The sequence below is a fragment of the Phenylobacterium sp. genome (assembly GCF_030651185.1).
Lineage (GTDB): Bacteria > Pseudomonadota > Alphaproteobacteria > Caulobacterales > Caulobacteraceae > Phenylobacterium.
Map to the genome: position 1 here is coordinate 210,716 of NZ_JAUSCJ010000041.1, position 23,758 is coordinate 234,473.

The 23,758-nt window shown below is 68.6% G+C and carries 21 protein-coding genes; 8 read left to right on the forward strand and 13 right to left on the reverse strand.

Annotated elements, in window-relative coordinates; all coding sequences use genetic code 11:
• Positions 1-13 precede the first annotated feature (13 nt).
• The gene (locus tag Q7J39_RS20470; RefSeq protein WP_304829912.1) at positions 14-415 is read left to right on the forward strand and encodes a hypothetical protein; all 402 of its coding nucleotides are present in this window, start codon (positions 14-16) and stop codon (positions 413-415) included.
• Here Q7J39_RS20470 and Q7J39_RS20475 read toward each other — a convergent pair.
• The 7 genes from Q7J39_RS20475 to Q7J39_RS20505 all read right to left on the reverse strand — a co-directional run bounded on the left by Q7J39_RS20475 (position 405) and on the right by Q7J39_RS20505 (position 6,404).
• On the reverse strand, positions 405-1,148 hold the full coding sequence (locus tag Q7J39_RS20475) for a M23 family metallopeptidase (RefSeq protein ID WP_304829915.1): 744 nt from the start codon (positions 1,146-1,148) through the stop codon (positions 405-407). The genes Q7J39_RS20470 and Q7J39_RS20475 overlap by 11 nt on opposite strands.
• A gap of 314 nt (positions 1,149-1,462) precedes the next feature.
• The gene (locus Q7J39_RS20480; protein WP_304829918.1) at positions 1,463-2,887 is read right to left on the reverse strand and encodes an NAD(P)(+) transhydrogenase (Re/Si-specific) subunit beta; all 1,425 of its coding nucleotides are present in this window, start codon (positions 2,885-2,887) and stop codon (positions 1,463-1,465) included.
• Entirely contained in the window at positions 2,884-3,228 is a 345-nt protein-coding gene (locus Q7J39_RS20485) for an NAD(P) transhydrogenase subunit alpha (protein ID WP_304829921.1), read from the reverse strand. Before Q7J39_RS20485 ends, Q7J39_RS20480 begins: the two co-directional genes overlap by 4 nt.
• 17 nt (positions 3,229-3,245) lie before the next feature.
• Complete coding sequence (locus Q7J39_RS20490) at positions 3,246-4,379, reverse strand: Re/Si-specific NAD(P)(+) transhydrogenase subunit alpha (protein WP_304829923.1); 1,134 nt, start codon at positions 4,377-4,379, stop codon at positions 3,246-3,248.
• A 184-nt stretch (positions 4,380-4,563) separates the two neighbouring features.
• Positions 4,564-4,794 carry an aa3-type cytochrome c oxidase subunit IV gene (locus Q7J39_RS20495; protein WP_304829926.1) on the reverse strand — a complete coding sequence of 77 codons (231 nt, stop codon included), beginning with the start codon at positions 4,792-4,794 and terminating at the stop codon, positions 4,564-4,566.
• An 84-nt stretch (positions 4,795-4,878) separates the two neighbouring features.
• Positions 4,879-5,928: an alpha/beta fold hydrolase gene (locus Q7J39_RS20500; protein WP_304829929.1), complete on the reverse strand. Its 1,050-nt coding sequence runs from the start codon at positions 5,926-5,928 to the stop codon at positions 4,879-4,881.
• Entirely contained in the window at positions 5,928-6,404 is a 477-nt protein-coding gene (locus Q7J39_RS20505) for a PaaI family thioesterase (RefSeq protein ID WP_304829932.1), read from the reverse strand. The genes Q7J39_RS20500 and Q7J39_RS20505 overlap by 1 nt, the downstream gene beginning before the upstream one ends.
• Before the next feature lie 144 nt (positions 6,405-6,548).
• Here Q7J39_RS20505 and Q7J39_RS20510 point away from each other — a divergent pair, with 144 nt between their 5' ends.
• From Q7J39_RS20510 to Q7J39_RS20520, 3 genes are all read left to right on the forward strand, one after another.
• Positions 6,549-6,926 carry a DUF2946 family protein gene (locus Q7J39_RS20510; protein WP_304829935.1) on the forward strand — a complete coding sequence of 126 codons (378 nt, stop codon included), beginning with the start codon at positions 6,549-6,551 and terminating at the stop codon, positions 6,924-6,926.
• Positions 6,927-6,996: 70 nt separating this feature from the next.
• Positions 6,997-9,273, forward strand: a complete 2,277-nt coding sequence (locus tag Q7J39_RS20515) for a TonB-dependent receptor (protein WP_304829938.1) — start codon at positions 6,997-6,999, stop codon at positions 9,271-9,273.
• Positions 9,274-9,283: 10 nt separating this feature from the next.
• Positions 9,284-10,699 (forward strand): PepSY domain-containing protein, encoded by a 1,416-nt coding sequence (locus tag Q7J39_RS20520; protein ID WP_304829941.1) that lies wholly within the window; start codon positions 9,284-9,286, stop codon positions 10,697-10,699.
• On the opposite strand, the gene Q7J39_RS20525 is transcribed toward Q7J39_RS20520, so the two are convergent.
• On the reverse strand, positions 10,674-12,842 hold the full coding sequence (locus tag Q7J39_RS20525) for a beta-glucosidase (RefSeq protein ID WP_304829944.1): 2,169 nt from the start codon (positions 12,840-12,842) through the stop codon (positions 10,674-10,676). The two genes, Q7J39_RS20520 and Q7J39_RS20525, sit on opposite strands and share 26 nt — an antisense overlap.
• Before the next feature lie 68 nt (positions 12,843-12,910).
• Here Q7J39_RS20525 and Q7J39_RS20530 point away from each other — a divergent pair, with 68 nt between their 5' ends.
• The 3 genes from Q7J39_RS20530 to Q7J39_RS20540 all read left to right on the forward strand — a co-directional run bounded on the left by Q7J39_RS20530 (position 12,911) and on the right by Q7J39_RS20540 (position 15,862).
• Positions 12,911-13,555 carry a TetR/AcrR family transcriptional regulator gene (locus tag Q7J39_RS20530; RefSeq protein WP_304829947.1) on the forward strand — a complete coding sequence of 215 codons (645 nt, stop codon included), beginning with the start codon at positions 12,911-12,913 and terminating at the stop codon, positions 13,553-13,555.
• 56 nt (positions 13,556-13,611) lie between these two features.
• Positions 13,612-14,829, forward strand: a complete 1,218-nt coding sequence (locus Q7J39_RS20535) for an acyl-CoA dehydrogenase family protein (protein ID WP_304829950.1) — start codon at positions 13,612-13,614, stop codon at positions 14,827-14,829.
• A 91-nt stretch (positions 14,830-14,920) separates the two neighbouring features.
• Positions 14,921-15,862 (forward strand): hypothetical protein, encoded by a 942-nt coding sequence (locus Q7J39_RS20540; RefSeq protein WP_304829953.1) that lies wholly within the window; start codon positions 14,921-14,923, stop codon positions 15,860-15,862.
• On the opposite strand, the gene Q7J39_RS20545 is transcribed toward Q7J39_RS20540, so the two are convergent.
• The 5 genes from Q7J39_RS20545 to Q7J39_RS20565 all read right to left on the reverse strand — a co-directional run bounded on the left by Q7J39_RS20545 (position 15,843) and on the right by Q7J39_RS20565 (position 21,927).
• Entirely contained in the window at positions 15,843-16,553 is a 711-nt protein-coding gene (locus Q7J39_RS20545; RefSeq protein WP_304829956.1) for a phosphatase PAP2 family protein, read from the reverse strand. The two genes, Q7J39_RS20540 and Q7J39_RS20545, sit on opposite strands and share 20 nt — an antisense overlap.
• A 31-nt stretch (positions 16,554-16,584) precedes the next feature.
• A complete protein-coding gene (locus tag Q7J39_RS20550) occupies positions 16,585-18,375 on the reverse strand; it encodes a M3 family oligoendopeptidase (RefSeq protein ID WP_304829959.1) in 1,791 nt (596 codons plus the stop codon).
• 33 nt (positions 18,376-18,408) lie between these two features.
• Positions 18,409-18,810: a GFA family protein gene (locus Q7J39_RS20555; protein WP_304829963.1), complete on the reverse strand. Its 402-nt coding sequence runs from the start codon at positions 18,808-18,810 to the stop codon at positions 18,409-18,411.
• 293 nt (positions 18,811-19,103) lie between these two features.
• The gene (locus Q7J39_RS20560) at positions 19,104-19,679 is read right to left on the reverse strand and encodes a hypothetical protein (protein WP_304829966.1); all 576 of its coding nucleotides are present in this window, start codon (positions 19,677-19,679) and stop codon (positions 19,104-19,106) included.
• A 133-nt stretch (positions 19,680-19,812) separates the two neighbouring features.
• Complete coding sequence (locus Q7J39_RS20565) at positions 19,813-21,927, reverse strand: PQQ-dependent dehydrogenase, methanol/ethanol family (RefSeq protein WP_304829969.1); 2,115 nt, start codon at positions 21,925-21,927, stop codon at positions 19,813-19,815.
• Positions 21,928-22,156: 229 nt separating this feature from the next.
• On the opposite strand from Q7J39_RS20565, the gene Q7J39_RS20570 reads away from it, so the two are divergent.
• Complete coding sequence (locus Q7J39_RS20570; protein ID WP_304829972.1) at positions 22,157-23,653, forward strand: sigma-54 dependent transcriptional regulator; 1,497 nt, start codon at positions 22,157-22,159, stop codon at positions 23,651-23,653.
• The last annotated feature ends 105 nt before the right edge of the window (positions 23,654-23,758 follow it).

Here is a 23,758-nt window from a genome sequence, read left to right on the forward strand (position 1 = left end):
GAGGAATTCGACCATGCTGAGGCTGATTCTGGCGGTGATTCTCGGGCCCCTGATCGGGCTTGTCGTGCTGGGCACCGTCGACGGCGCGGCCAACACGATCTTCCCGCCGCCGGCCGGCGTGAACCTCACCGATCCTGCGGCCATCCGCGCGGCCACCGCGGTCCTGCCCTTCGGCGCGCAGGTCGGCGCCATTCTGGCCTGGCTGCTGGGGGCGCTGGGCGGCGCCTGGAGCGCCAACCTGATCGCCGGACGCCGGGCCCTGGCCGGCCGCATCGTCAGCGGCCTGTTCCTGGCCTTCGCCGCCTGGACGATGGCCACGACCGCCTATCCGCTGTGGACGCGGGTGGGCCTTGTGATCGCAGTGCTGATTGCGGCCGTGGCGGCGGACCGCGCCTCAGGCAAGGCTAGGAATTAGCGGCGAAGGTCAGGGTCTCGCGGACCCGCTTGCCCTTCTTGGACTTCTTGCCCTTGCCGGCCTTGGCCTCCATCAGCGCCTTCTTGCTCTCCGGAATCTCGGAGACCGTGGCCAGGCGCACGCGGGGCGAGACATAGGCGCCGAGCTTGATGGGCAGGTCGGCCTTGGTGGCGAATTCGCGGCCAATGAAGACCAGCGGGTTCAACGGCTTGCCGTCCTGGCGGATCTCGAAGTGGACGTGCGGGCCGGTGGAGGTGCCTGTCGAGCCCATGCGGCCCACCGTCCTGCCGGCCTCGACGTAGCTTCCCTTCTTCACGCCGCGCTCGATCTTGCCGAGGTGGGAGTAGAAGCTCGTCAGGCCCACGCCGTGCTCGACCTCGACATAGCGGCCATAGGAAGGGCTCTCGCCAGAGCGTTTCACGATGCCGTCGGACACCGCGACCACGCGGGTCCCGGTGGGCCCGGCGATATCGACGCCCTCATGCAGGCGGCCGCGGTCTTCCCAGGGCAGGCGACGCAGGCCGAAGGGGGAGTTGATCTTCTCACCCGGAACCGGATTGCCGCACTCGAAGGCCGGCGGCGGGGCCGGCGGCGCGGCGTCCTCGACCGGAGCCTCGACGACAACGGGCTTGCTCTCGGGCTTGGCGACATTGGGCAGGGCCGCATAGGCGACCGTGGCGACTCCCAGGGCCAGGGCGCCGGCGAAGGCAGCCTCCAGGCCGAAATGGCGCACGCGGTCTTTTGTCGGCAAGAACTTCGAAAACAAGCGGAACCTCTTCCAGTACAGTCGAGCTTAAAAAGCGTCCGCTAGAGGTGTGCGGACCAGCTTCGACCATTTCCCACGGATGTGCGTGGGCTAGATGCCGGGGCTTTTGGACGAAAAAGCGGCAGGGTTAATGATTTACCTTTGACCTATTGTCGCGGCGGCGAACGAAGCGCCACCATAGAGTCCACTGGTAAACGGTGTTCTTACAAACCTGCGGCAAATTGGCAGGAAGCCGCCGCCGGGTCCTTGCGAAGACTCCGGCGGCGCGCGGTGGTGACCGCTCAGAGACCCTTGAGGATCCCCTCGACCATCTTCTTGGCGTCCCCGAACAACATCATGGTGTTGTCGCGGAAGAAGAGTTCGTTCTCGACCCCGGCATAGCCGGAGCTCATGCCACGCTTCACGAACAGCACGGTGCGGGCCTTTTCGACATCCAGGATCGGCATGCCGTAGATGGCGCTGGTGGGGTCGGTCTTGGCGGCCGGGTTGGTGACGTCGTTGGCGCCGATCACGAAGGCCACGTCGGCGCTGGCGAACTCGGCGTTGATGTCCTCCAGCTCGAAGACCTCGTCATAGGACACATTGGCCTCGGCCAGCAGCACGTTCATGTGCCCGGGCATCCGGCCGGCGACGGGGTGGATGGCGTACTTCACCTCCACGCCCTCTTCCTTCAGCTTGTCGCCCATTTCGCGCAGGGCATGCTGGGCCTGGCTGACGGCCATGCCGTAGCCGGGGACGATGATCACCTTGGAGGCGTTCTTCATGATGAAGGCCGCGTCCTCGGCCGAGCCCTGCTTGACCGGCCGGGTCTCGACCTTGCCGCCGCTGGCCGCGGCCGCGTCATCAGCCCCGAACCCGCCCAGGATCACGGAGATGAAGCTGCGGTTCATCGCCTTGCACATGATGTAGCTGAGGATCGCGCCGGACGAGCCCACGAGCGCGCCGGTGATGATCAGGGTCACGTTCTCGAGCGTGAAGCCGAGGGCCGCCGCCGCCCAGCCGGAATAGCTGTTCAGCATGGAGACCACGACGGGCATGTCGGCGCCGCCGATGGGGATGATCAGGGTGATCCCGATCAGCAGGCTGAGGAAGAGGATCGCCCAGAAGGCCCAGATGACCTCAGGCTGCCCGCCCCCCATCACCAGCACCACCACCAGGGCGACGATGGCCAGCGCGATAACGATGTTCAGCAGGTGGCGTCCCGGCAGCATGATCGGCGCGCCGCTCATATTGCCGTTCAGCTTCAGGGCCGCGATGATCGAGCCGGTCAGGGTCACGGCCCCAATGGCCAGGCCGAGCGACAACTCCACCAGGGAGTTGATGTGGATCGTGCCGTCTTCGCCGAGGATGCCATAGGCGGCGGGCGTGTAGATGGCGGCGACAGCCACCAGACAGGCCGCGGCGCCCACCAGGCTGTGGAAGGTGGCCACCAGCTGCGGCATGGAGGTCATGGCGACCTTGCGGGCGATCACCGCGCCGACCGTGCCGCCGATGGCGACGCCGCCGACGATCAGGCCCAGCGTGATGGTGTCCAGCGCCTGTTGGCCCCAGAGGGTCAGCAGGGTGGTGCCCACCGCGATGGCCATCCCGATCATGCCGTTGCGGTTGCCCGCCTGGCTGGTGGTGGGGCTGGACAGGCCGCGCAGGGCAAGGATGAAGAGGACGCCCGAGACGATGTAGGCGATGGCCGCGAGATTGGCGTTCACTTCGCGGCGTCCTTCTGCACGGGCTTGTCCTTCTTCTTGTACATGGCCAGCATCCGCTGGGTGACCAGGAAGCCGCCGAAGATGTTCACCGCGGCGAAGGCGGCGGCGATGGCGCCGGCCCCTTTCGAGATCATCACGTTCTGGGTCAGGCCCGCATCAGGCCCGCCGCTGGCGGCGGCGGCCAGCAGGGCGCCGACGATGATCACCGAGGAGATGGCGTTGGTCACCGCCATCAGCGGGGTGTGCAGGGCGGGGGTCACACTCCAGACGACATAGTAGCCGACGAAGATCGCCAGCACGAAGATCGCCAGGCGGAAGACTGTGGGATCGACGGCTTCCATCGTTTCCTCCTTGGGATCTAGCTGTTGAGCGCGGGGTGGACGACCTTGCCGCCCTGGGTGACCAGGGCCGCCTTGAGGATCTCGTCCTCCAGGTCGGGGGCGAACTTGCCCTCCTTGTCCAGCAGCAGGCCGGCGAAGGCGAACAGGTTGCGGGCGTAAAGGGCCGAGGCGTCTGTGGCGATACGGCCGGGCAGGTTGGCGACGCCGAGGATCTTGGCGCCGTTGGCGGTGACCGCCACCTCGCCCAGCTTGGCGCCGACGACATTGCCGCCCTGCTCGATGGCCAGGTCCACCAGGATCGAGCCGGGGCGCATGGAGGCCACCTGCTCGGCGCTCACCAGCTTGGGCGCCGGGCGGCCGGGGATCAGGGCGGTGGTGATGACGATGTCCTGTTTGGCGATGTGGCTGGACACCAGGGCCGCCTGCTTGGCCTGGTACTCGGCGCTCATCTCCTTGGCGTAGCCGCCGGCGGTCTGGGCGTTCTTGAATTCCTCGTCCTCGACCGCCAGGAACTTGGCGCCGAGGCTCTCGACCTGTTCCTTGGTGGCGGGACGGACATCGGTAGCGGTGACGACAGCGCCCAGACGGCGCGCCGTGGCGATGGCCTGCAGGCCGGCGACGCCGACCCCCATCACGAAGACCTTGGCGGCGGCGACAGTGCCCGCCGCGGTCATCATCATCGGCATGGCCCGGCCATAAGCCTCGGCGGCCTCGATCACCGCGCGATAGCCCGCCAGGTTGGCCTGGGAGGACAGGGCGTCCATCACCTGGGCCCGGGTGATGCGCGGCACGAACTCCATGGCGAAGGCCGTCGCGCCCTTGGCGGCGATGGCGTTCAGCGCGTCCTTGTCCATGTGCGGGTTGAGCAGGGCCACGACGAGGGCGCCGGACTTCAGAGCCGCGATCTCGGCGGCCTCGGGGGCGCGGACCTTGAACAGGATGTCGGCCTTGCCGATGGCGGCCTTGGCGTCCTTGGCGATCTCGGCGCCGGCGGCCTGATAGTCGGCGTCGGGATAGGCCGCCGCCGTTCCGGCGCCGCTCTCGACCACCACCGAGAATCCGGCGGCGATCAGCTTCTTCACCGTCTCGGGGACGGCGGCGACCCGGGTCTCGCCGGCGCGGCGTTCAGTGGTGACGGCTATGACGGCCATGCGCCTGTTTCCCCCAAGTCAGTGTTGGCCGGACCATACGGGGGGCAGGCTGAGCTTGTCCAGCTATCGACCTGGGATATCCGAACGTTTGTTTGAATCACCCAAACGACATCGGGCGCGCCGAGGATCCGGCGCGCCCGACAGGTCTTTCAGGACGGCGCGCGGCGATCGCGCGCCAGCCACCTTAGTGTGCGGCGTCGGGCTTTTCGCGCAGGAAGACGACGCCCAGAACGGTCATAACGGCGGCGCTGATGAAGCCGGCCAGAAAGCCCGCGGGGGTGCAGAACCAGACCACCAGCAGCACCATCAGGGCGGCGATCGACAGCGAGCCCCACTTGGTCAGGCCGTTGAACAGGTTGAACGTCGCGACCTGCTCGGAAATGTCCATGTCGCCGCGGTGATATTCGGAAGCCATAGAAGGGCGTCTCTCAACTTGGGAAGCAATGGGAGAAAGCGGACCTACACGGTCCGCCCCGTCGGCTCAAGAGCGCCTTGTATCTCAGCCGGGCCAGCGGGCCAGAAGCCCCCGCAGCGCCGCGATGAGCGCCAGGGGCTGGTCGACCATGATGTGGTGCGCCGAATCGGGGATGGCGATCTCCAGCATGTCCTTGGGCAGGGGTGAGGGCCGGTCGTCGCTGATCCGCGACTTCACCACCGAGCGGTCGCCATAGATGTGCACCAGGGGCACGGTGACCTTGGGCGGCCCCTCGGCGGTCATGCCCATCATCACGCTGCGGTCGAGCTTGTTCCACATCGCCGGGTCGAACCGCCAGGTCCAGCCCTCCCCGCCGCCATCCGGCAGCGGCGCGCGCTTCAGGGAGCGGCGGGCGATGAAGTCGGCGATGAACAGGTTGCCGGCCACCTGGGGAGGCATGAAGCGGAAGCGGGCGAGCGCCGCCTCTTCCGTCGGATAGACACGAGCGGCGCGATCCCCGGTGGGGATATTGCGGACCTGCTGCTCCTGCATCCGCTTGGCCTCCGGCGAGTCCGGCGGCGGACCGCCGAAGCCGGTGTCCACCAGCACCGCGGCGCGCATGCGCTCCGGGTGGGCGGCCGCGGCGAAGAACACCTGACTGCCGCCGAAGGAGTGGCCGATATAGATCGGCTTGCCTGCCTCATAGAGGCCGGTGGCGCGGGCCACGGCCTCGGCGTCCTCGGCGAAGTCCTGGAAGGCGTAGCTCTCGCGCCAGTCCGACGCGCCCATGCCGGCCAGCGACATCGAGGTCACACGGTAGTCCTGGGCCAGATAGGGGGCGATGAAGCTCCACCAGTCGGCGTGGGCGGAGTTGCCGTGAACCAGCAGCAAACCCGGCTTGCCCAGCTCGCCCCAGGTCAGGGCCTCGATCTTTGTGCCCAGCGAGGTGACGAAGCTGCGCTCCGGCTCCTGGGCGATGGCGTCCAGGAACCATTCCGGCGCATCGGGATGGCGGCCGCGGAACGGCGCCAGCGGCGCCTGCACCTGAGGCGGCAGGCTGCCGGGCTCGGAATGGATGGGACGGTCGTCGTAGCCGACGGGCGCGCCTTCCTTGATCGCCGGATCCAGAGCCATCAGGCCACCCCTCGCACTTCTCGCTCGCCCGCCTTGCGGGAGATCGAGCGGATACCCTTGTAGACGCCGGTGCCGGTGATCAGGGTGCGGTCGCCGCACCAGATCCGGCCCCGGACCGTGAAGACGTCGTCCTGCTCGGTGATGATCTCGCTGGTCCCCTCCACCCAGTCGCCCATGTGGGCGCCGGAGAGGAAGTCAGTGGTCAGCCGCACGGTCACCCAGCCGATCTCGCGCTTGTTGGAGATCACCCGGCCCCAGGCCATGTCGGCGAAGCTCATCAGCATGCCGCCGTGGCAGTTGTTCATGCCGTTGGCGTGGTGCTCCTCGACCCGGAAGGCCATCACCTCGTCGCCGGTCGCGGCGTCGCGGCTGGAATAGAACGGCCCGACCGTGCGGCCGAACCCCCGGTTCCAGAGGTTGATGACAAAACCATCGGGGACGATGGCGGTCTGGACTTCGGTCAGATCATCGGACATCGCGCAGGGAAATGAACGGGCGGTCGCCGAATGGCAAGCCCTGTCCCGTGGGAAAGCATCTGGACAAGGCGGGCGCTGCGGGTCTAGGCGGGCGGCATGGTGGGGCGCCAGCAAGGATCGCAAGGATGGGGGGACGCGGGCTTGATGCTCGCCGCTCTCGCCCTGATCGTGCGCCTGCTGCTTCCCGCCGGCTTCATGCTGTCGCCGGACCGGGCGTCGCTGCCCACCCTGGAGATCTGCACCGCCCAGGGCGCGGTGATGATGTCCATCGACGCCGAGGGCCGCTTCCAGGCGATCGATGACCAGGGCCACACGGACGACGATTCAAAGTCCGACCGACCCAGCCATGCCTGCACCTTCGCCGCCACCGGCGCCGCGGTCGTCGCGCCCCAGCTGATCGCGGTCATCACGCCCATGCCGCTGGTCCGGGTGGCGGCGTCCCTGCTGCCCTCCACCCAGCGCCCCGGCCTCGGCCTCGCCGCCCCGCCGCCCCCCACCACAGGACCACCCGCCCGACTCTGAACGACGTCCCAAGCTCCGGCCCGCTCCGCGCGGCCGGCCCTTTCCGTTCGGATTATCGGATTCCAAGATCATGCTGCGCTATCTGCGCGGCGGCGTTTCGCCGCTCGCCCTCGCCATCGCCTTCCTCGCCAAAGCCCCCGCCGCCCACGCCGCTGAAGGCGGCGACGCCGGAACCGTCAGCGAACTCATCGTCGTTGGCCAGGGCGACCGCCCCATCACCGTGCAGCCCCGCGGGCTCTCGGTCTCGCTCGGCCAGACCGAGTTCGAGGCGATCAACGCCATCAATGTCGAAGACCTGATGAAGTACGCGCCGAACTTCTTCGTGCGCAAACGCTTCGCGGGCGACGACAACGCCGTGGTCGCCCTGCGCGGCGCCAACACGGTGCAGAGCGCCCGGACCCTGGTTCTGGTGGACGGCTTCGTGGTCTCCAACTTCCTGGGCAACCGGTACGACTATCCGCCCAAGTGGAACGTGGTCGGGCCGTCGGAGGTGCGCCAGTTCGACATCGTCTATGGTCCCTATTCGGCCCGCTACGGCGGCAACTCCATGGGCGGGGTGATCTCGGTCACCACCCGCGCCCCGGAGGGCCAGGAGGTCTACGCCTCGGCCCAGACCTTCGTCATGCCGTTCCAGGAGTACGGCTTCGACCAGACCTTCCGAGGCTACAGCGCCGAGGGCGGCGCCTCCTACAAGCAGAAAGCTGGTCCCTGGAGCGTGCGCGGCGGGTTCCGGCATTTCGACAATGTCGGCCAGTCGATGACCTACAACCTGCTCACCGCCACAACGGGGACGGGAACACCTGTCACCGGCGCCTATGACGACAAGCGGCTGGCGAGCCCGGTGTTCGGCGCCGCCTCGCCGGTCCATGTCGTGCAGGACCAGCTTCGCCTGCGGGTGGGCTATGAGGCCGATAACGGCTGGAAGGCCGAGGCCATGGCCTTCGCCTGGCTCACCAACCAGGACCTCACCGACAGCCGGACCTTCCTGAAGGACGCCGCCGGCGACCCGGTTTATCAGGGCAGGGTCACCTATGGCGGCCGGACCTGGAACGCCACGGGCCTCACCCAATCGGAATCCGACCGCACCGAGTATCTGGGCGGCGTCAAGCTCGGCGGTCCGCTGGCGGGCTGGGACGCCTCGGGGAACCTCTCGCGTTACTGGATCGCCAGGCAGGACGCCCGCACCTCGCGGGACTCCCTGACCGGCGCCGCCAACGGCACGGGAACCCAGACCCTGGGCCGCACGCCGGGCTGGTGGACGGGCGACGCCACCCTGGAGCGCAGCTTCGGCGACCACAGGATCGCCGTGGGCCTCAACGCCAATCTCTACGAGACCGACCAGGAGACCTTCAACACCACCAAGTGGAAGACCGCCACGGCGCCGGTCTTCTCAGCCTCGACCTACGGCAAGACCAGCCTGTGGGGGATGTTCGCGGAGGACGCCTACCAGCTCGGCGGCGGCTACCGGCTGACCGGCGGCCTGCGGTTCGATAGCTGGCGCGCCTTTGACGGCGGGATCGGCAAGCTGGTGGGTGGCGGCCGGGTCGACAGCGGCTACGCCACTCGGGAGGACACCTCCGTCAGCCCCAAGCTCAGCCTGCAGGGGCCGCTGCCCGCCGAATGGGAAATGCAGGTCAGCCTCGGCTCGGCCGTCCGCTTCCCCACCGTCGGCGAACTGTTCCAGGGCCGGATCGACGACATCACGCGCCAGATCGATCCCCAGAGCTTCGACCCCAACCTGAAGCCCGAGACCTCCAAGGACGCCAGCCTGATCCTGCGCCGTAGCTTCGGCCCGGTGCGGATGACCACCAGCCTGTTCTACCAGAACATCGACGACGCGATCTTCAGCTTCAGCGGCCTCAACCCGTTCGGGACCGTGGTCTCCTCCTACAAGAACGTCGATGAGGTCCGGCAGTACGGACTGGAACTGATCCTGGAGGCGACCGACGTCCTCCTGCCCGGACTCGACATCGACGCCAACGCCTCCTGGATGAGCGCCGAGACCGTGAAGAACAGCGCCAACCGCGCCGCCGAGGGGGTGATGTTCCCGCGCATTCCCGAGTGGCGATCCAACGGCAACATCCGCTACGCCATCAACCCGGCCTGGAAGGCCTCGCTGGGCTGGCGCTACGCCACCCGGCCGAATTCCGACCTGTTCGGCCTCTCCCGTGGCGACGCCTACGGCTTCCAGAGCGAGTACTTCACGGTCGACGCCCGAGTGTCCTGGAAAGTGGCCGAGAAGGCGCAACTGAGCGTCGGGATCGACAACCTGTTCAACGACCAGGCCTATGTCGCTCACCCCTTGCCGCAGCGGACCTTCGTGGTCGACTTGAAGACCGGCTGGTGAGGGCGCGAGGATGAACACCTCATACGCCAAGGCGCAGGCCCGCCGCTCGATCCTCGGCCACCGGGCCATCTGGCGCTGGCACTTCTATGCCGGGCTGTTCTGTGTGCCCTTCGTGGTGGTCCTGGCGATCACCGGGTCGATCTACCTGTTCAAGCCCCAGCTGGAGGCCTGGCTGGACCGGCCCTATGATCACCTGACCCTCACCGGCCGGCCGGTCAGCGCGGAGGCGCAGGCCGCCGCCGCCCTGGCCGCCGTGCCCCGCTCCCGGCTCAAGGCCTACGAGGTCCGCCGCGAGGCCGACGACGCGGCGCGGGTGACGCTCGGCACAGCGGCCGGAAACGTGTTGGTCTACGTCCACCCGGAGACCAACGCCGTGCTCAAGGTGCTGCCGGAGGCCCGGCGGCTGATGGAGATCGACAAGACCATCCATGGCGAGCTGCTGCTGGGGGACAAGGGCTCCATCCTCGTGGAGCTGGCGGCCTCCTGGGCCATCGTGATGATCGTCACCGGCCTCTATCTGTGGTGGCCCAGACAGGCCCAGGGCCTGGCCGGGGTGCTCTATCCGCGCCTCGCCCGAGGCCGGACCCTGTTCTGGCGCGACCTGCACGCGGTGACAGGGGTCTGGATTTCCGGTCTGGCCCTGTTCCTGCTGCTCACCGGCCTGCCCTGGACCACGGTCTGGAACGGCGGGTTCAAGGAAGTCCGCAGGATGACGGGTACCTTGGAGGCCAGGCCGGATTGGAGCCAGGGCCGGGCCGCGGAGAAAGCCGCCGACCACGCCGAGCATGATGGCATGGCCCGGATGGAGAGCATGGAACACGCGGCCCACGGGGCGGCCCCTCTGGACCGGATGGCGGCCACCGTCCGCGCCCTGGACCTGCCGCCGCCGGTGCTCATCGCCCCGCCGTCCACGGCCAAGGGCTGGCGCGGTTCGCCGGCCTGGACCGCGCGTTCGGACACCCCCAACCGGCCGCAGCGGGTGACCCTGACCCTCGACCCCGCCACGGGCGCGGTGGTGGGGCGCGAGGGCTTCGCCGCCAAGCACCCCATCGACCAGGTGATCGGCTATGGGATCGCCGCCCATGAGGGCCAACTGTTCGGACTGGCCAACCAGCTGCTGGGGGTGGCCGCCGCCCTGGGCCTGATCCTGCTCAGCGTCAGCGGTTTCGTGATCTGGTGGCGACGCCGTCCCGACGGCGCCCTCGGGGCGCCCCCGCCCCTGCCCGAGGGTCGGCTGACCGCCGGCCTGGGCCTGATCATCCTGGCCCTGGGCCTGTTCCTGCCGGTCCTGGGCGCCTCGCTGATCGTAGTGGCCCTCATCGAGGCCCTGGTCCTCAAGCGGCTCCCCGGCGTCCGGTCCTGGCTGGGCCTGCGCGACACCGCACGCGAGGGCGGAAAATCTACGGCTTCATCGTCCGCGCTGTGAGTTCGGCCAAGCCGTGCAGGATAGTGGCTTCCGCAGAGGTCGCGAGGCTCACCGCGACCGCGCCCGCCGCGATCTTCCAGCCCGGCAGGGTGGCGTCATAATTGGCCAACAATCTCGCGTCGGCGGTCACCGTGACGCGGCGGGTTTCGCCGGGCGCCAGGGCCACCTTGGCCCAGCCGATCAGGCGCTGGGAGGGCTTGCCGTCCGAGCCGGTCACCGTCGCATAGACCTGGGGGGTGTCGGTCCCGGCCACGGCGCCGGCGTTCTTGACGTCGAAGCTGGCGGTGATCGTCTCGCCGCCCGAAACCTCCAGCTTCGCGTACTCGAAGTGCGTGTAGCAGAGCCCGAAACCGAAGGGAAACAGGGTGGCCGCCCCGGTCTTGGCGAACCAGCGGTAGCCGACGTCGGCGCCCTCCGGATGCTCCACCGAGAAGCGGCCCTTGTGCTGCTGCACATCGGGGCGGGTGGTGGGCAGGGTGGCGCCCTCCACCGGCGGGCCGAAGATCTGGCCGGGGATTTCCGGGCGCACTAGGTCCTCCACACCGCGCGGGAAGCTCATCGGCAGGCGGCCCGACGGGTTGACCGCGCCGAACAGGATGTTGGCGATGGCCTCGCCGCCGCGGGTGCCGGGATACCAGGCCTCCAGCACGGCGTTGACTTCGTCGAGCCAGGGCATCAGCACCGGGGTCCCGGTCTCCAGCACCACGACGGTCTTGGCGTTGGCCGCAGCGACGGCGGCGATCAGCGCGTCCTGGCCGCCCGGCAGCGACAGGCTGGGCAGGTCCTCGGCCTCGGTGGCCCACTGGTCGGCGAAGACGATGGCGACGTCGGCGTCCTTGGCCGCCGCGGCGGCCTCGGCCAGGTCCTCGCCGGAGACGAAGGTCACGGCGGTGTTGCGGGTCATCTCGCGGATCGCCGCCACCGGCGACGAGGGGTGATAGGTGACCTTGGCGAAGGCGCCGGCCAGGCCAGCCACCTCGATCTCGTGACCGGGGCCGCCCACCGGGATCACCTGGGACGAGCCGCCGCCGGACATCACGCCCTTGTCGGCATGGGCTCCGATCACCGCGATCTTGCGGATGGACGCCGACAGCGGCAGGACGCCGTCGTTTTTCAGCAGGACGGCCCCGGCCTCGGCGGCGGCCTGGGCGATCTTGGCGTTGGCGGTGTAGTCGGTCTCGCGCTTGGCGCTCGGGTTATCGAACACCCCCTTGTCGAACAGGCTGCGCAGGATGCGATGGACCATGTCTGTGAGCCGCTCGAAGGGCACCTCCCCCTGCTCCACGGCCTCCTTCAGGGGCGCGCCGAAATAGACCTGCTTGTCCAGTTGCTCGCCGCTCTCCTGGTCCAGGCCCGCCATCACCGCCTTGACTGTGGAGTGGACCGCGCCCCAGTCGCTCATCACCCAGCCGGCATAGCCCCAGTCGCGCTTCAGCACCTGGTTCAGCAGGAAGTCGTTCTCGCCGGCCCACTCGCCGTTGACCTTGTTGTAGGCGCACATCACCGAGCCGGGATCGCCGCGCTCGATGGCGATCTGGAAGGCCAGAAGGTCGCTCTCCCGCAGGGCGCCCTCGTCGATACGGGCGTCCACCACGTGCCGGCAGGTCTCCTGATCATTGAGGGCGAAGTGCTTCAGGGTGCAGACGATGTCGTTGGACTGGGCGCCCTTGATGGCTTCGCCCACCAGTACGCCGGCCAGCAGCGGGTCCTCGCCCAGGTACTCGAAATTGCGCCCGCAGCGGGGTTCGCGGGTCAGGTTGGCGCCGCCGCCCAGCAGGACGTTGAAGCCCTTGTCGCGGGCCTCGGACCCCACCATCACGCCGGCCGCATAGGCCAGCTCCGGATCCCAGGTCGACGCCAGGGACAGGCCCGACGGCAGGCCGGTGGCCCCGTCGCCCTTGCGCACCTGGCGCGGGTTGGCGATGCCCAGGCTGGCGTCGGTTTCGTTCAGCGGCGGAATGCCCAGGCGCGCGACCCCCGGGATATAGCCCGCCCCCATGGCCGCGTCGGCGGGCGGCGGATTGACCATGGCGGGCATCGGCCCATGCACCAGGGAGATCATCTCATCCAGGGTCAGCTGCGCGATCAGCAGCTTGGCGCGGGCGTCGGGGGACAGGGTCTTGTCCATCCAGGCCTGGGTCATTCGATGCGTCCTCCCGCGTGTTGGCCGCGACCCTATTTATTTTAGTCCAGGTGGGCAATAATCATCCGATGACCGCCGCCGCCACCCGCCCAAGAGGCCGCCCGGCCCGCACCGCGCGGCCGGTGGAGGAGACCCGCGGCGCCATCCTGGATGCGGCCCTGAAGCTGTTCTCCGAGCGCGGGTTCGAGGGCGCGGCCATGCGCGACATCGCGAGCCTGGCGGGTGTCGAGCACAGCGCGCTCCGCTACCACTATTCCGACAAGGCCACGCTGTGGCGCGCGGCGCTCGCCCGGCTGATAGTCGATATGAACGCCCACATGGCCGCTGGCTGGGCGACCACGCGGGGCCAGCCGCCGCTCCCCCGGTTCAAGGCCACCGTGCGCGACTATGTCCGCTACTGCGCCCGCCACCCGGAGCACGCCCGCATCATGGTGCAGGAGGCCATGGGCGAGTCCGACCGCGTCGCCTGGATCGCCGAGCAGATCGTGGGACCGCAGCACCGCGCCATGGCCCGCGTCCTGGAAACCCTGATGACCCAGGGCCACCTGCCGCGCCTGCCGATCCGCAACCTGATCTACATGCTCTCCGCCGCCGCCCAGTCCCCCTTCACCCTGGCCGGCGAGGTGCGTCACGCCTATGGCGTCGACATGTCCGAGGCGGCCGAGATCGAGCGCCACGCCGACGCCCTGATCGCGCTCTTGATCCGCGACTAGGTTGCCGGGCCGTCACCTGTGCATCCTCCCTGACAAAGAGCCATGGGAGGCGGCCAATGCATGTGACCTGGAGCCCGAGCGATCTGGCCTTCCGCGACGAGGTGCGGGCCTTCCTCGACGCCGAGCTGACACCGGAAATGCGGCGCACCACCGCGCTGATGACCAGCGTCTACGCCCCCCACGATCTGGCCACTGAATGGCAGGCGATCCTGCACCGGCGCGGCTGGGCGGCGCCCGCCTGGCCCGTCGAGTATGGCGGTTGCGGCTGGAGCGCGGCCCAGCGCTACATCTTCGCCAGCGAGTTGGCGGAGGCCGGAGCCCCGCCGCTCTCGCCCATGGGCATCGGCATGTGCGGCCCGGTGCTGATCGGCCACGGCAGTCCTGAGCAGAAGGCCCACTACCTGCCCCGGATGCTGTCCGGCGAGCACCAGTGGTGCCAGGGCTATTCCGAGCCGGCCTCCGGCTCCGACCTCGCCTCCCTGCAGATGAGCGCGGTGGCCGATGGCGACGACTTCGTCTGCAACGGCCACAAGCTGTGGACGACCCACGCCAATGTCGCCAACTGGATCTTCTGCCTGGTGCGGACCTCCAGCGAGGGCATCCGACAGCAGGGGATCACCTTCCTGCTGATCGACATGACGACGCCGGGCGTCGAGGTCCGCCCCATCCTGATGCTGTCGGGGGAACACATCCAGAACGACGTCTTCTTCACCGACGTCCGCGTGCCCAAGGCCAACGTGGTGGGAAAGGTCGGCGAGGGCTGGACGGTGGCCAAGTACCTGATGGAGTTCGAGCGCGGCGGCGGCGTCAGCGCGCCGGGCCTGAAGGCGCGCCTGGCGCGCATCCGCAAGCTGGCGGCGGCCGAGGACCACCTCGCCGACACCCGAAGCTTCGCGATGCGCCTGGCCGCCGCATCCATCGAGATCGACGCCCTGGAGGCGGTCGAGCTGCAGATCCTGGCCAACCTCACCTCGGGCGACGCGCCCGGCGCCAAGTCCTCGATGATGAAGACCGTTGGGACCGAGCTCAGCCAGAAACTCACCGAACTGGCTCTGGAAGCGGCCGGCGCCTATGGCGCGCCCTATCAGCCCCACGCCACCGCGCCGGGCGGCCCGACGCCGCTGTTCACCCCACCGGCCGACCAGGGCCACGTCGGCCCCGACCACAGCCTGACGGTGGCGGCCAAGTACCTGAACGACCGGGCCGGTTCGATCTATGCCGGCACCAACGAGATCCAGCGCAACATCATGGCCAAGGCGGTTCTAGGACTCTAGGTCGCGTATCTTCGTTATCAAAACCGTTGAAGAATTCACCAAATCAGCGCACCTTGCGGGCGCCGCCGGGGGCGGTGGAAAAGGAGGCGGCATGAGCGAAAAGATTGAAACAGCAGACCGCCGGCGCCTGCTCTCCCGTCTGGCGGGTGATTACCATGTGAACACCGCCCGTCGCGCCACGGCCTTCATGAGCCGCGACATCGTCACGGACATGACCATCCTGGCCATCACCCGGGCCAATGTGCGCGAGATCACCGCTTCATCCGAGCCGGTGGCCCATACCTATGACGGAGTCGCGGGGGTGCCCGCCGACGCCCTGCGCATCCCCGTCAGCGTCTACGCCGTGGCCAAGGACCTGGGCCTGCCCTACGAGAACGTACGCCGCCGGGTGAAGAAGCTGCTGGACGCCGGGGTCTGCACCACCGTCGACGGCGGGGTGGTGATCCCCGGCGCGACGGTGGTCCGTCAGAGCAACCTGGACATGATCGCCGAAACCCAGACCGCGACGGAGAGCTTCGTCGCCGAGGTCGGCCGCTTCGGCGTCTCCGCCGCCGAGCACTATCAGCCGCCCGCACCCGGCCTGCCCCGGCAGGTCATCCGCCTGGCGATGAACTACTTCCTCGACGCCACCTGTCACAGCGCCAAGGTCATGGACCTGGATGTCGTCGCCGTCCTGGTGCTGCGGACCATCAATATGGCCAATGTCAGCCACGTGACCCATGACCCCACGCTCGCCGTCGCCTATGCCGGCCTGGAGAGGGAGCTTCCGGACGGGGAGCGGCAGGCGGTCAGCGTCTATTCGATCGGAAGGTTCCTGCTCATGCCCTACGAGACCGCCCGCCGGGCGGTGCTGCGGTTGGAACAGCGCGGCCTGGTGCGGAAGGACCGCGGAGGCCTGACGGTCCCGGTCGATGTGATCAACCGGCCCGAGGTGGTGGCGGGCATCCTGCACCTGGTGGCGCTCACCGAGACCTTCCTGGCCGACCTGGCCCGGGCGGGGATCGCCTATAGGCCTAACCCCGCTCCCGGCTGACGTCGCGCGAGCGCATCCATTCCAGCACGATCCAGGCGCCGAAGGCCCAGGTCGCGCCCAGGCTCCAGCCCGCCAGCACGTCGCTGGGCCAGTGCACCCCCAGATAGACCCGGCTGAACCCGACGCCGACGGTCACCAGCACCGCCAGGACATAGATCAGGATCTTCGAACTCGGCCGCTTCTCGACGCTGGCGATCAGGGTGGCCAGCGTCAGGAACACCGCCGCCGACAGGGCCGAATGGCCGCTCGGGAAGCTCTGGGTGTAGACGAAGCTGCCGTGCGGCACGAGGGTCGGCCGCGGCCGGTCGTAGAAGGTCTTCAGCACCTCGCTGGAGACCTGGGCGGCTAGCACCGTGCCGGTGAGAATCCAGGCCTGCCGGCGCTTGCCGTGGAAGCTGAACAGCAGAACGGCGACGATGGTGGCGATGGTCAGGAAGGTGAAGCCGCCGAGCGCGGTGATGTCGCGCATCGCCTCCTCGACCCAGCGCGGGCCGATGGGATCGCTGAGGTCGCTCGGCTGTCGCAGCATCAGCAGCAGCTGCTGATCGACGATGTCAGCGTCGCCCTCCATCACCTCGCTGGCGATGTTGAAGAAGCCCCAGATCGCTGCGGCGCAGGCCAGCCAGATCAGCAGGGCTCGGGTCTCAATCCGTCGGGCGACAGACACGGGCGGGACGACAGGCGTGGTCATGTGCGCATGAACGCACAGCTTCGTCGTTGGATCAGACCAGCTCCTCGAAGGCGTCCACCAGCCGCTCCATCTGGGTCATGCCGGCGGTCCAGAAGGCCTTTTCCCGCGGGTTGAGACCGAAGGGGCGCAGGGCCTCGACATAGGTCCGGGTGCCCCCGGCCGAGAGCAGGTCTTCATAGAGCGGGGCGAAGGCCGCGGGGTCCTCGCGGCGCTTCTCCATCAGGCCGCGCACCAGCAGATCCCCGAAGGCGTAGGCATAGACGTAGAACGGCGCGTGGGCGAAGTGGCTGACATAGGCCCAGTAGTGTTCGTAGCCCTTGTTCAGCTTGATGGCCGGCCCCAGGCTCTCGCCCATGGTCTCCAGCCAGATGGCGCCGATCTGCTCGGCGGAAAGCTCGCCCTCGACCCGCGCCGCGTGGAACTGGGTTTCAAACCGGTGGAAGGCGATCTGCCGGACCACGGTGTTGATGCCGTCCTCGATCTGGCCGGCCAGCAGGCCCAGCCGCTCGGCCTTGGAGGCTCCGGCCAGCAGCCGCTCGAACACCAGGCCCTCACCGAAGATCGAGGCGGTCTCGGCGAGCGTCAGGGGCGTGTCGGCCAGCAGGGTGCCCAGGGGCTGGCACAGGGTCTGGTGGACGGCATGGCCCAGCTCGTGGGCCAGGGTCAGGACGTCGCGGCGCTCGCCCATATAGTTCATGAAGACGTAGGGGTGGCGGTCGGCGGTCACCGGATGGCTGAAGGCGCCCGACTGCTTGCCGGCCCGGGGGCGGGCGTCGATCCAGGGCTGGTCGAAGAAGGTCTTGGCGGTGTCGGCGAACTTGGGCGCCAGGTCGGAGAAGCTCTCCAGCACCATGCCCTGGGCCTGTTTCCAGTCATAGGCCCGCGGCTTGGCCGTATCGAGGGGCGCGTTGCGGTCCCAGTAGTCCAGCGTCTTGCGGCCCATCAGCTTGGCCTTCAGCGCGTAGTAGCGGTGGCTGACCCGCGGATAGGCCTCCACCACCGCGGCCTCCAGGGCCTCGACGGCGTCGGCGTCCACCTCATTGGCGATGTGGCGGCTGGCGGCCGGGGTCGGATATTTCCGCCAGCGGTCCTCCACCTGTTTCTCGAAGGCGAGCGTGTTCATGGACAGCGCCAGCTCGGGCGTGCGCTCCTCCAGGGCCTTGGCCAACCCTTGCGCGGCCGCCTTGCGCCGCGCCACGTCGGGGTCCGACAGGCGGTTCAAGACCTCGGGCAGGCTCAGGCTCTCCTTGCCCACCTTGGCGGTCAGCCGGGCCAGGCTCTCGTCATACAGCCGCACCCAGTTGGCCACCGCCGGCGAACGGTCGATCAGCAGACGCTCCAGGTCGGGCGACAGCTCGTGCGGCCGCGACAGCCGCACGCGGCGCATCCAGGAGCGCCAACGGGCGGCCGGCGGATGGGCCTTGAAGGCCATCTCGATCTCGTTGTCCTCGAGCTGGTTGAGCTCCAGGGTGAAGAACAGGCTCTCGGCCCCGATCTGCGAGGACCGTGTGCGCAGGTCGCCCTCGAACTTGGCCCAGGCCGGGTCGTCCTTGGCCACCGAACTGGCCAGGCCCGCATAGGCGCCCACGGCCCACAGCCCGTTCACCGCGCTCTCATAGAGCCCGATCCCATGGTCCAGCAGCTCGCCCAGGTGCAGCGGATCGGAGCGCAATTGCACGAACCGGCCCTTCAGCTTGACCAGCTCATCATTGGCCGCCTTGGCCGCCACCAGGTCGGCCTCGATCTTCGGGTCGCCGCGCCCGGCATAGAGGTCGGAGAGCTGCCACTCGGGCAGGGCGTCAAGTTTCACGGGCGCGTTCATGGGCAAGGGTTTAGCGCGGGGGGTGAGGCGGGACTAGGGCGCCCGAACCGGATGGCCCTCGAACTGCTTGGCGCCGTCGCAGATCTCGTACCAGGCGGGCTTCTCGGCGACGAACTCATGGAAGCGGTTGCTGACGCCGGGGTCGCTGTCCAGGCAGTTGGCGGCGATGGGGAAGGAGTCCGCGGGCGAGAGCGGCTCGCCCAGGGCCGTGCCGCAGCGGCGGCAGAAGCAGCGGGAAAACTGGTAGGGCGGGTCGGGCGCGTAGACCGCCACCATGTCTTCGCCCGCCACCCAGTGGAACGACGCTCGGTCGACAAAGACGAATGTGCTGAGCCCCACCTTGCGGCACCGCGTGCAGTGGCAGGTTCCCATCATGGTGGGCGGAGCGGTCAGTTCGAACCGCACCGCGCCACAGCAGCAGCTTCCCTGGATCATGGTCGTCTCCCTCGTCCTCGCTGTTCTCCCACAGGCTGCTGACAGGGTGCGTCAGTAGGGGCGCCTTTGCTGTCCAATGCCCTGGAGGACCAGCTCCAGACCTTCCGCGAGAACGAACCCGCCTCGGCTTAACGCCACAGCCCCCTCCTGCGGTCGTCATGGCCGGGCTTGTCCCGGCCACCCATGATCTCCGTTGTTCAGCAAGCATCCCCGGCATTGGCCCCACAGCCTGCGGCAAGTCGGAGATCATGGGTCCCCGGGACAAGCCCGGGGATGACGACGGGGTTGGGAGGTTAGCGCGAGAGTCGGGTATAGGCGGCCATCGCCGCGGCGCGGGCCGGTGAGATTTCGGGCTCCGCGGGCGGCACGGGCGACGCGGCCCCAGCCAGATGCGCACGGGCTTCGGGCGACAGGCTGACGCTGTCGGTCTTGCGAGGCTGGGCGGCGTCGAGGTCGGCCTGCAGGCGCTGGCGGTATTCGGCCGGAGAGCCATAGGAGGGCGCGCCGGCGCTATCGACCTGCAGACCCGCGACGATCTTCTGGTCGTCGGCCGACAGCCCGTCGAAGGCGCCGAGCAGCTTGGCCTGCGGCTCGGGCGGGACGGCGTGCGGCCCGGCCCAGGCGGCGCGGGTGAAGGCGTTGAGGGTCGACTGCACCCGCTGGCCGAAGGGGGATTCGGTGAGCGCCTTGGCCAGGCCCAGCCGCTCGCCCGCGGGCGCCGCGCGCCAGCGGCTGGCCAGGTCCTGATAGGCGCCGAGCTGCTGGTCGAGGCTCTGCGCGCCGCTGCGGTCGTGCAGCACCAGGGCCGCGGCGGCGACCGAGTCGGGCAGGGCGGGCGACGGGCCCGCCAGGGTGCTGGCGATCTGCATGGCGCCTTCGCAATGCCCCGCCCGCGCTGAATTCCGCGTGAAGGAACGCCCCTAAGAGCGCGTTAGGCATGGGCCGCCAGGGCGTGCAGGCTGGCGCGGGACCGCAGCCATGGCGATCCCGCGCCCTGGGGGTTTATCTGGCCCCCTGCACCTTGGCCGGCGCGGCGCCGGCCTGGGCGTTGCGGGCCTCCAGGATGACGTAGGCGCGGATGTCCTCGGCGTCCTTGGGGCTCAGGAAGCGGGCGAAGCTGGCCATCCCCCGGTCCTTCAGGGCGCCGTCGATCACCACCGACTTCCAGCTCTCGGCGGCCAGCAGCATCTGCGACTTCTTCAGGTCGGGCAGGTAGGCGCCCGAGGCGCTGGGGCCGTGGCAGACTTGGCAGTTGTTGTGGAAGAGGGCGAAGCCCGCCTTCGCGTCGCCAGCCGAGCTGACGGCGGTGAGGTCGAGATCAGGGACCACCGGGATGTCGTAGGGCTTGGCCTGGACCTTGCCGCCCAGCTTGAAGACCATCAGCCGCCCCGCCAGCCGCGGCCGCTCGCGCAGCACCGCCGAGGCCGAGACCGGCGCGCCGCCGCCGTAGCCCACCATCAGGGCCACATACTGCTCGCCATCGATCTCATAGGTGGAGGGCGCCGCGACGACGCCGTTCTCGGTCTTGTAGCTCCACAGCTTCTTGCCGGTGGCGGCGTCATAGGCGACGAACTCGCCCAGACCGTCGCCCTGGAAGACCAGGCCCCCCGCCGTCGACATGATGCCTCCGTTCCAGAAATAGGGATGCTGCACCGTCCAGCGGGCCTTCTGGGCCACCGGGTCCCAGGCGATCAGCTGGCCCTTGAACATCGACTTCAGGCCGGCCAGCGCCGCCTTGTCCGACGGGAAGGCGTTGGCCAGGAAGTCTGTGCCCAGGTTCCAGGCGCCCTGGCGGTGCTGGTAGTTGGTCTCGTTGGTGTAGGCGAAGGGGTCGAGCTGGGCGGGGATATAGACCAGGCCGGCCTGCGGGCTGTAGCTCATCGGGTGCCAGTTATGGCCGCCCAGGGGCCCGGGGAACTGCAGGGCCGGCGCCTTCTGATAGCGCGCGCCGGGGGTCTCGACGGGGCGGCCGGTCTTGAGGTCCACCTCGGTGGCCCAGGTGATCGGCACATAGGGCTTGGCGGAGATCAGCTTTCCGTCGGCGCGGTCCAGCACGTAGAAGAAGCCGTTCTTCGGCGCCTGCATGATCACCTTGCGCGGCGCGCCGCCGACGGTGAGGTCGGCCAGGATCAAGTGCTGGGTGGCGGTGTAGTCCCAGCTCTCGCCGGGCGTCGTCTGGTAGTGCCAGACATAGTCCCCGGTGTCGGGCTTGAGCGCCAGGATCGAGGACAGGAAGAGGTTGTCGCCCTTGTCGTCCGACCGCTTGACCCGGTTCCAGGGCGAGCCGTTGCCGACCCCGACATAGAGGATGTCCAGGTCGGGGTCATAGGCCATGGAATCCCAGACCGTGCCGCCGCCGCCGGTGGCCTTCCAGCCGTCGCCGAACCAGGTGGCCCCGGCCTTCTCCTTCATGATCTTGTCGCTGGCCGCGCCATCGGGCTGACCCTTGGCGTTGGGGGTGGTGTAGAAGCGCCAGGCCATTTTCCCCGTCTCGGCATCGTAGGCCGAGAGGTAGCCGCGCACGCCGTACTCGGCCCCGCCGTTGCCGATCATCACCTTGTCCTTGATGATCCGAGGGGCGCCGGTGATCGTGTAGGGCTGCGAATTGTCGGTGGTCTGGGTGCTCCAGACCGGCTTGCCGGTGGCCGCGTCCAGGGCGATCAGGCGGCCGTCGAGAGTGCCGAAATAGACCCGGCCCTTCCAGACCGCGACACCCCGGTTGACCACGTCGCAGCAAGCGTCGAAGCCCTTGGACCCGTCCACCTTGGGATCGAAGGCCCACTTCGGCTTCCCGGTCTTGGCGTCGAAGGCATAGACCTTGGACCAGGCGGTCGTGGTGTACATGACCCCGTCCACCACCACCGGCGTCGCCTCCTGGCCACGGTCGGTGTCGAACTCGTGGTACCAGGCCAGGCCGAGCGTCCCGACGTTCTTGGTGTCGATCCTGGTGAGCGGGCTGAAGCGCTGCTCGTCATAGGTCCGGCCGATGGACATCCAGTCGCCGTTGCTCGACGCCGCGGTCAGACGCTTGGCGTCCACATTGCCCGGCTTGCTCTGCCCGCAGGCGGCGACGGTGGCGGCGAACGCCAGGATGATGGCGAGCTTGGAAAGCTTCATGATGTCCTCCCGACCGTGTCTTCCGGCCCTGGCGTCACTATGCGCGTGGTGTTTGTCACCGCAACCGGTGACGTGACGTCAGATCGATTCCCCCGCCGCCCGAAAAGCCCCGCCGTTAACCCCCGACTCAGGACTCCGAAACGCGTCCTTTACCCAAGGCCTGTATCAATCCGGGTCAACAAGAGGCCTCGTCCATGTGGCGGCGCCCGGTTCTGGTGGGTGTTTTCAAATGACCAAGACGGTCCTAGTCGTCGATGACGACCCGACACAGCGCAGGCTGATCCAGGCGGTCCTGGAGCGGGAGGGCTTTGTCGCGGTCCACGCCGAGAACGGCGACCAGGCGATCGCCCGGCTGCAGTCGGGGGCCGCGACCGACCTGGTGCTGCTGGACCTGGTGATGCCCGGCATCACCGGCCAGGATACGTTGAAAGAGATGCGGGCCCGGGGTCACAACCAGCCCGTCATCGTCATTACGGCGACCGGCGGCATCGACACCGTGGTGGCCGCCATGCAGGCCGGCGCCTGCGACTTCTTCGTCAAGCCCGCCTCGCCGGAACGGATCATCGTCTCGATCCGCAACGCCCTGAATCTGGGCTCGCTGAAGAGCGAGGTCGAGCGGCTGAAGAAGCACGCCACCGGCCGCGCCAGCTTCGCCGACATGGTGGGCAATTCGCCGGCCATGACCATGGTCAAACGGCTGGGCGAACGGGCGGCGAAGTCCTCCATTCCCATCCTGATCACCGGCGAGAGCGGGGTCGGCAAGGAAGGGCTCGCGCGCGCCGTGCACGGGTCATCCGACCGCGCCGGCAAGCCCATCGTGGCGGTGAACTGCGGAGCCATCCCGGAGAACCTGATCGAGAGCATCCTGTTCGGTCACGAGAAGGGCAGTTTCACCGGCGCCACCGACAAGCACCTGGGCAAGTTCCAGGAGGCCAATGGCGGCACCCTGTTCCTGGACGAGGTGGGCGAGCTTCCCCTCGACATGCAGGTCAAGCTGCTGCGGGTGCTGCAGGAGGGCGAGGTCGACGCCATCGGCTCCAAGCGCTCGCTGAAGGTCGATGTCCGCATCGTCTCGGCCACCAACCGCGATCCCGCCCAGGCGGTGAAGGACGGCCAGTTCCGCGAGGACCTGTTCTACCGGCTGAACGTCTTCCCCATCGAGGCCCCGGCCCTGCGCGAGCGTCGCGAGGACATCCCGGCCCTGGTGGAGCACTTCATCCGCCGCTTCAATATCGAGGAGGGCAAGTCGGTCACCGGCGCCTCGGCCGAGACCCTGGCCTTCCTGACGGCCTTCGACTGGCCGGGCAATGTCCGCCAGCTGGAGAACGCGGTCTATCGCGCCATCGTCCTGGCCGACGCCCCCTACCTGCAGCCCTACGACTTCCCGGCCATCTCGGGCGTCGCCGCGCCGCCGCCGGAAGCGGTGTCGCCGGCCGCGCTGATGGCCGCCCCGCCGACCCTGCCCACCGCCCAGCAGCTGATGGCCGAGATGCCGACGGACGCGCCGGTGCGCATCCTCGACGGCCGCGGCCACCTGCGCACCCTGGAGGAGATCGAGCGCGACCTCATCCAGCTGGCCATCGAGATCTATGCCGGCCACATGAGCGAGGTGGCCCGCCGCCTCGGCATCGGCCGCTCGACCCTCTACCGCAAGGTCCGCGAACAGGGCCTGGAGGGGATTCTGGACAAGGGCGAGGGCGATGATTCTGCCACCGCAGCCGCGTGAACTCCGCGAGCTGATGCGCGCCGCCAAGATCGCGGCGCGGCGAGTTGCGACACTGGCGGCGGCCAAGCCGCTTTAGATCCTCCCCCAGCGCGCCAGCGCGATTGG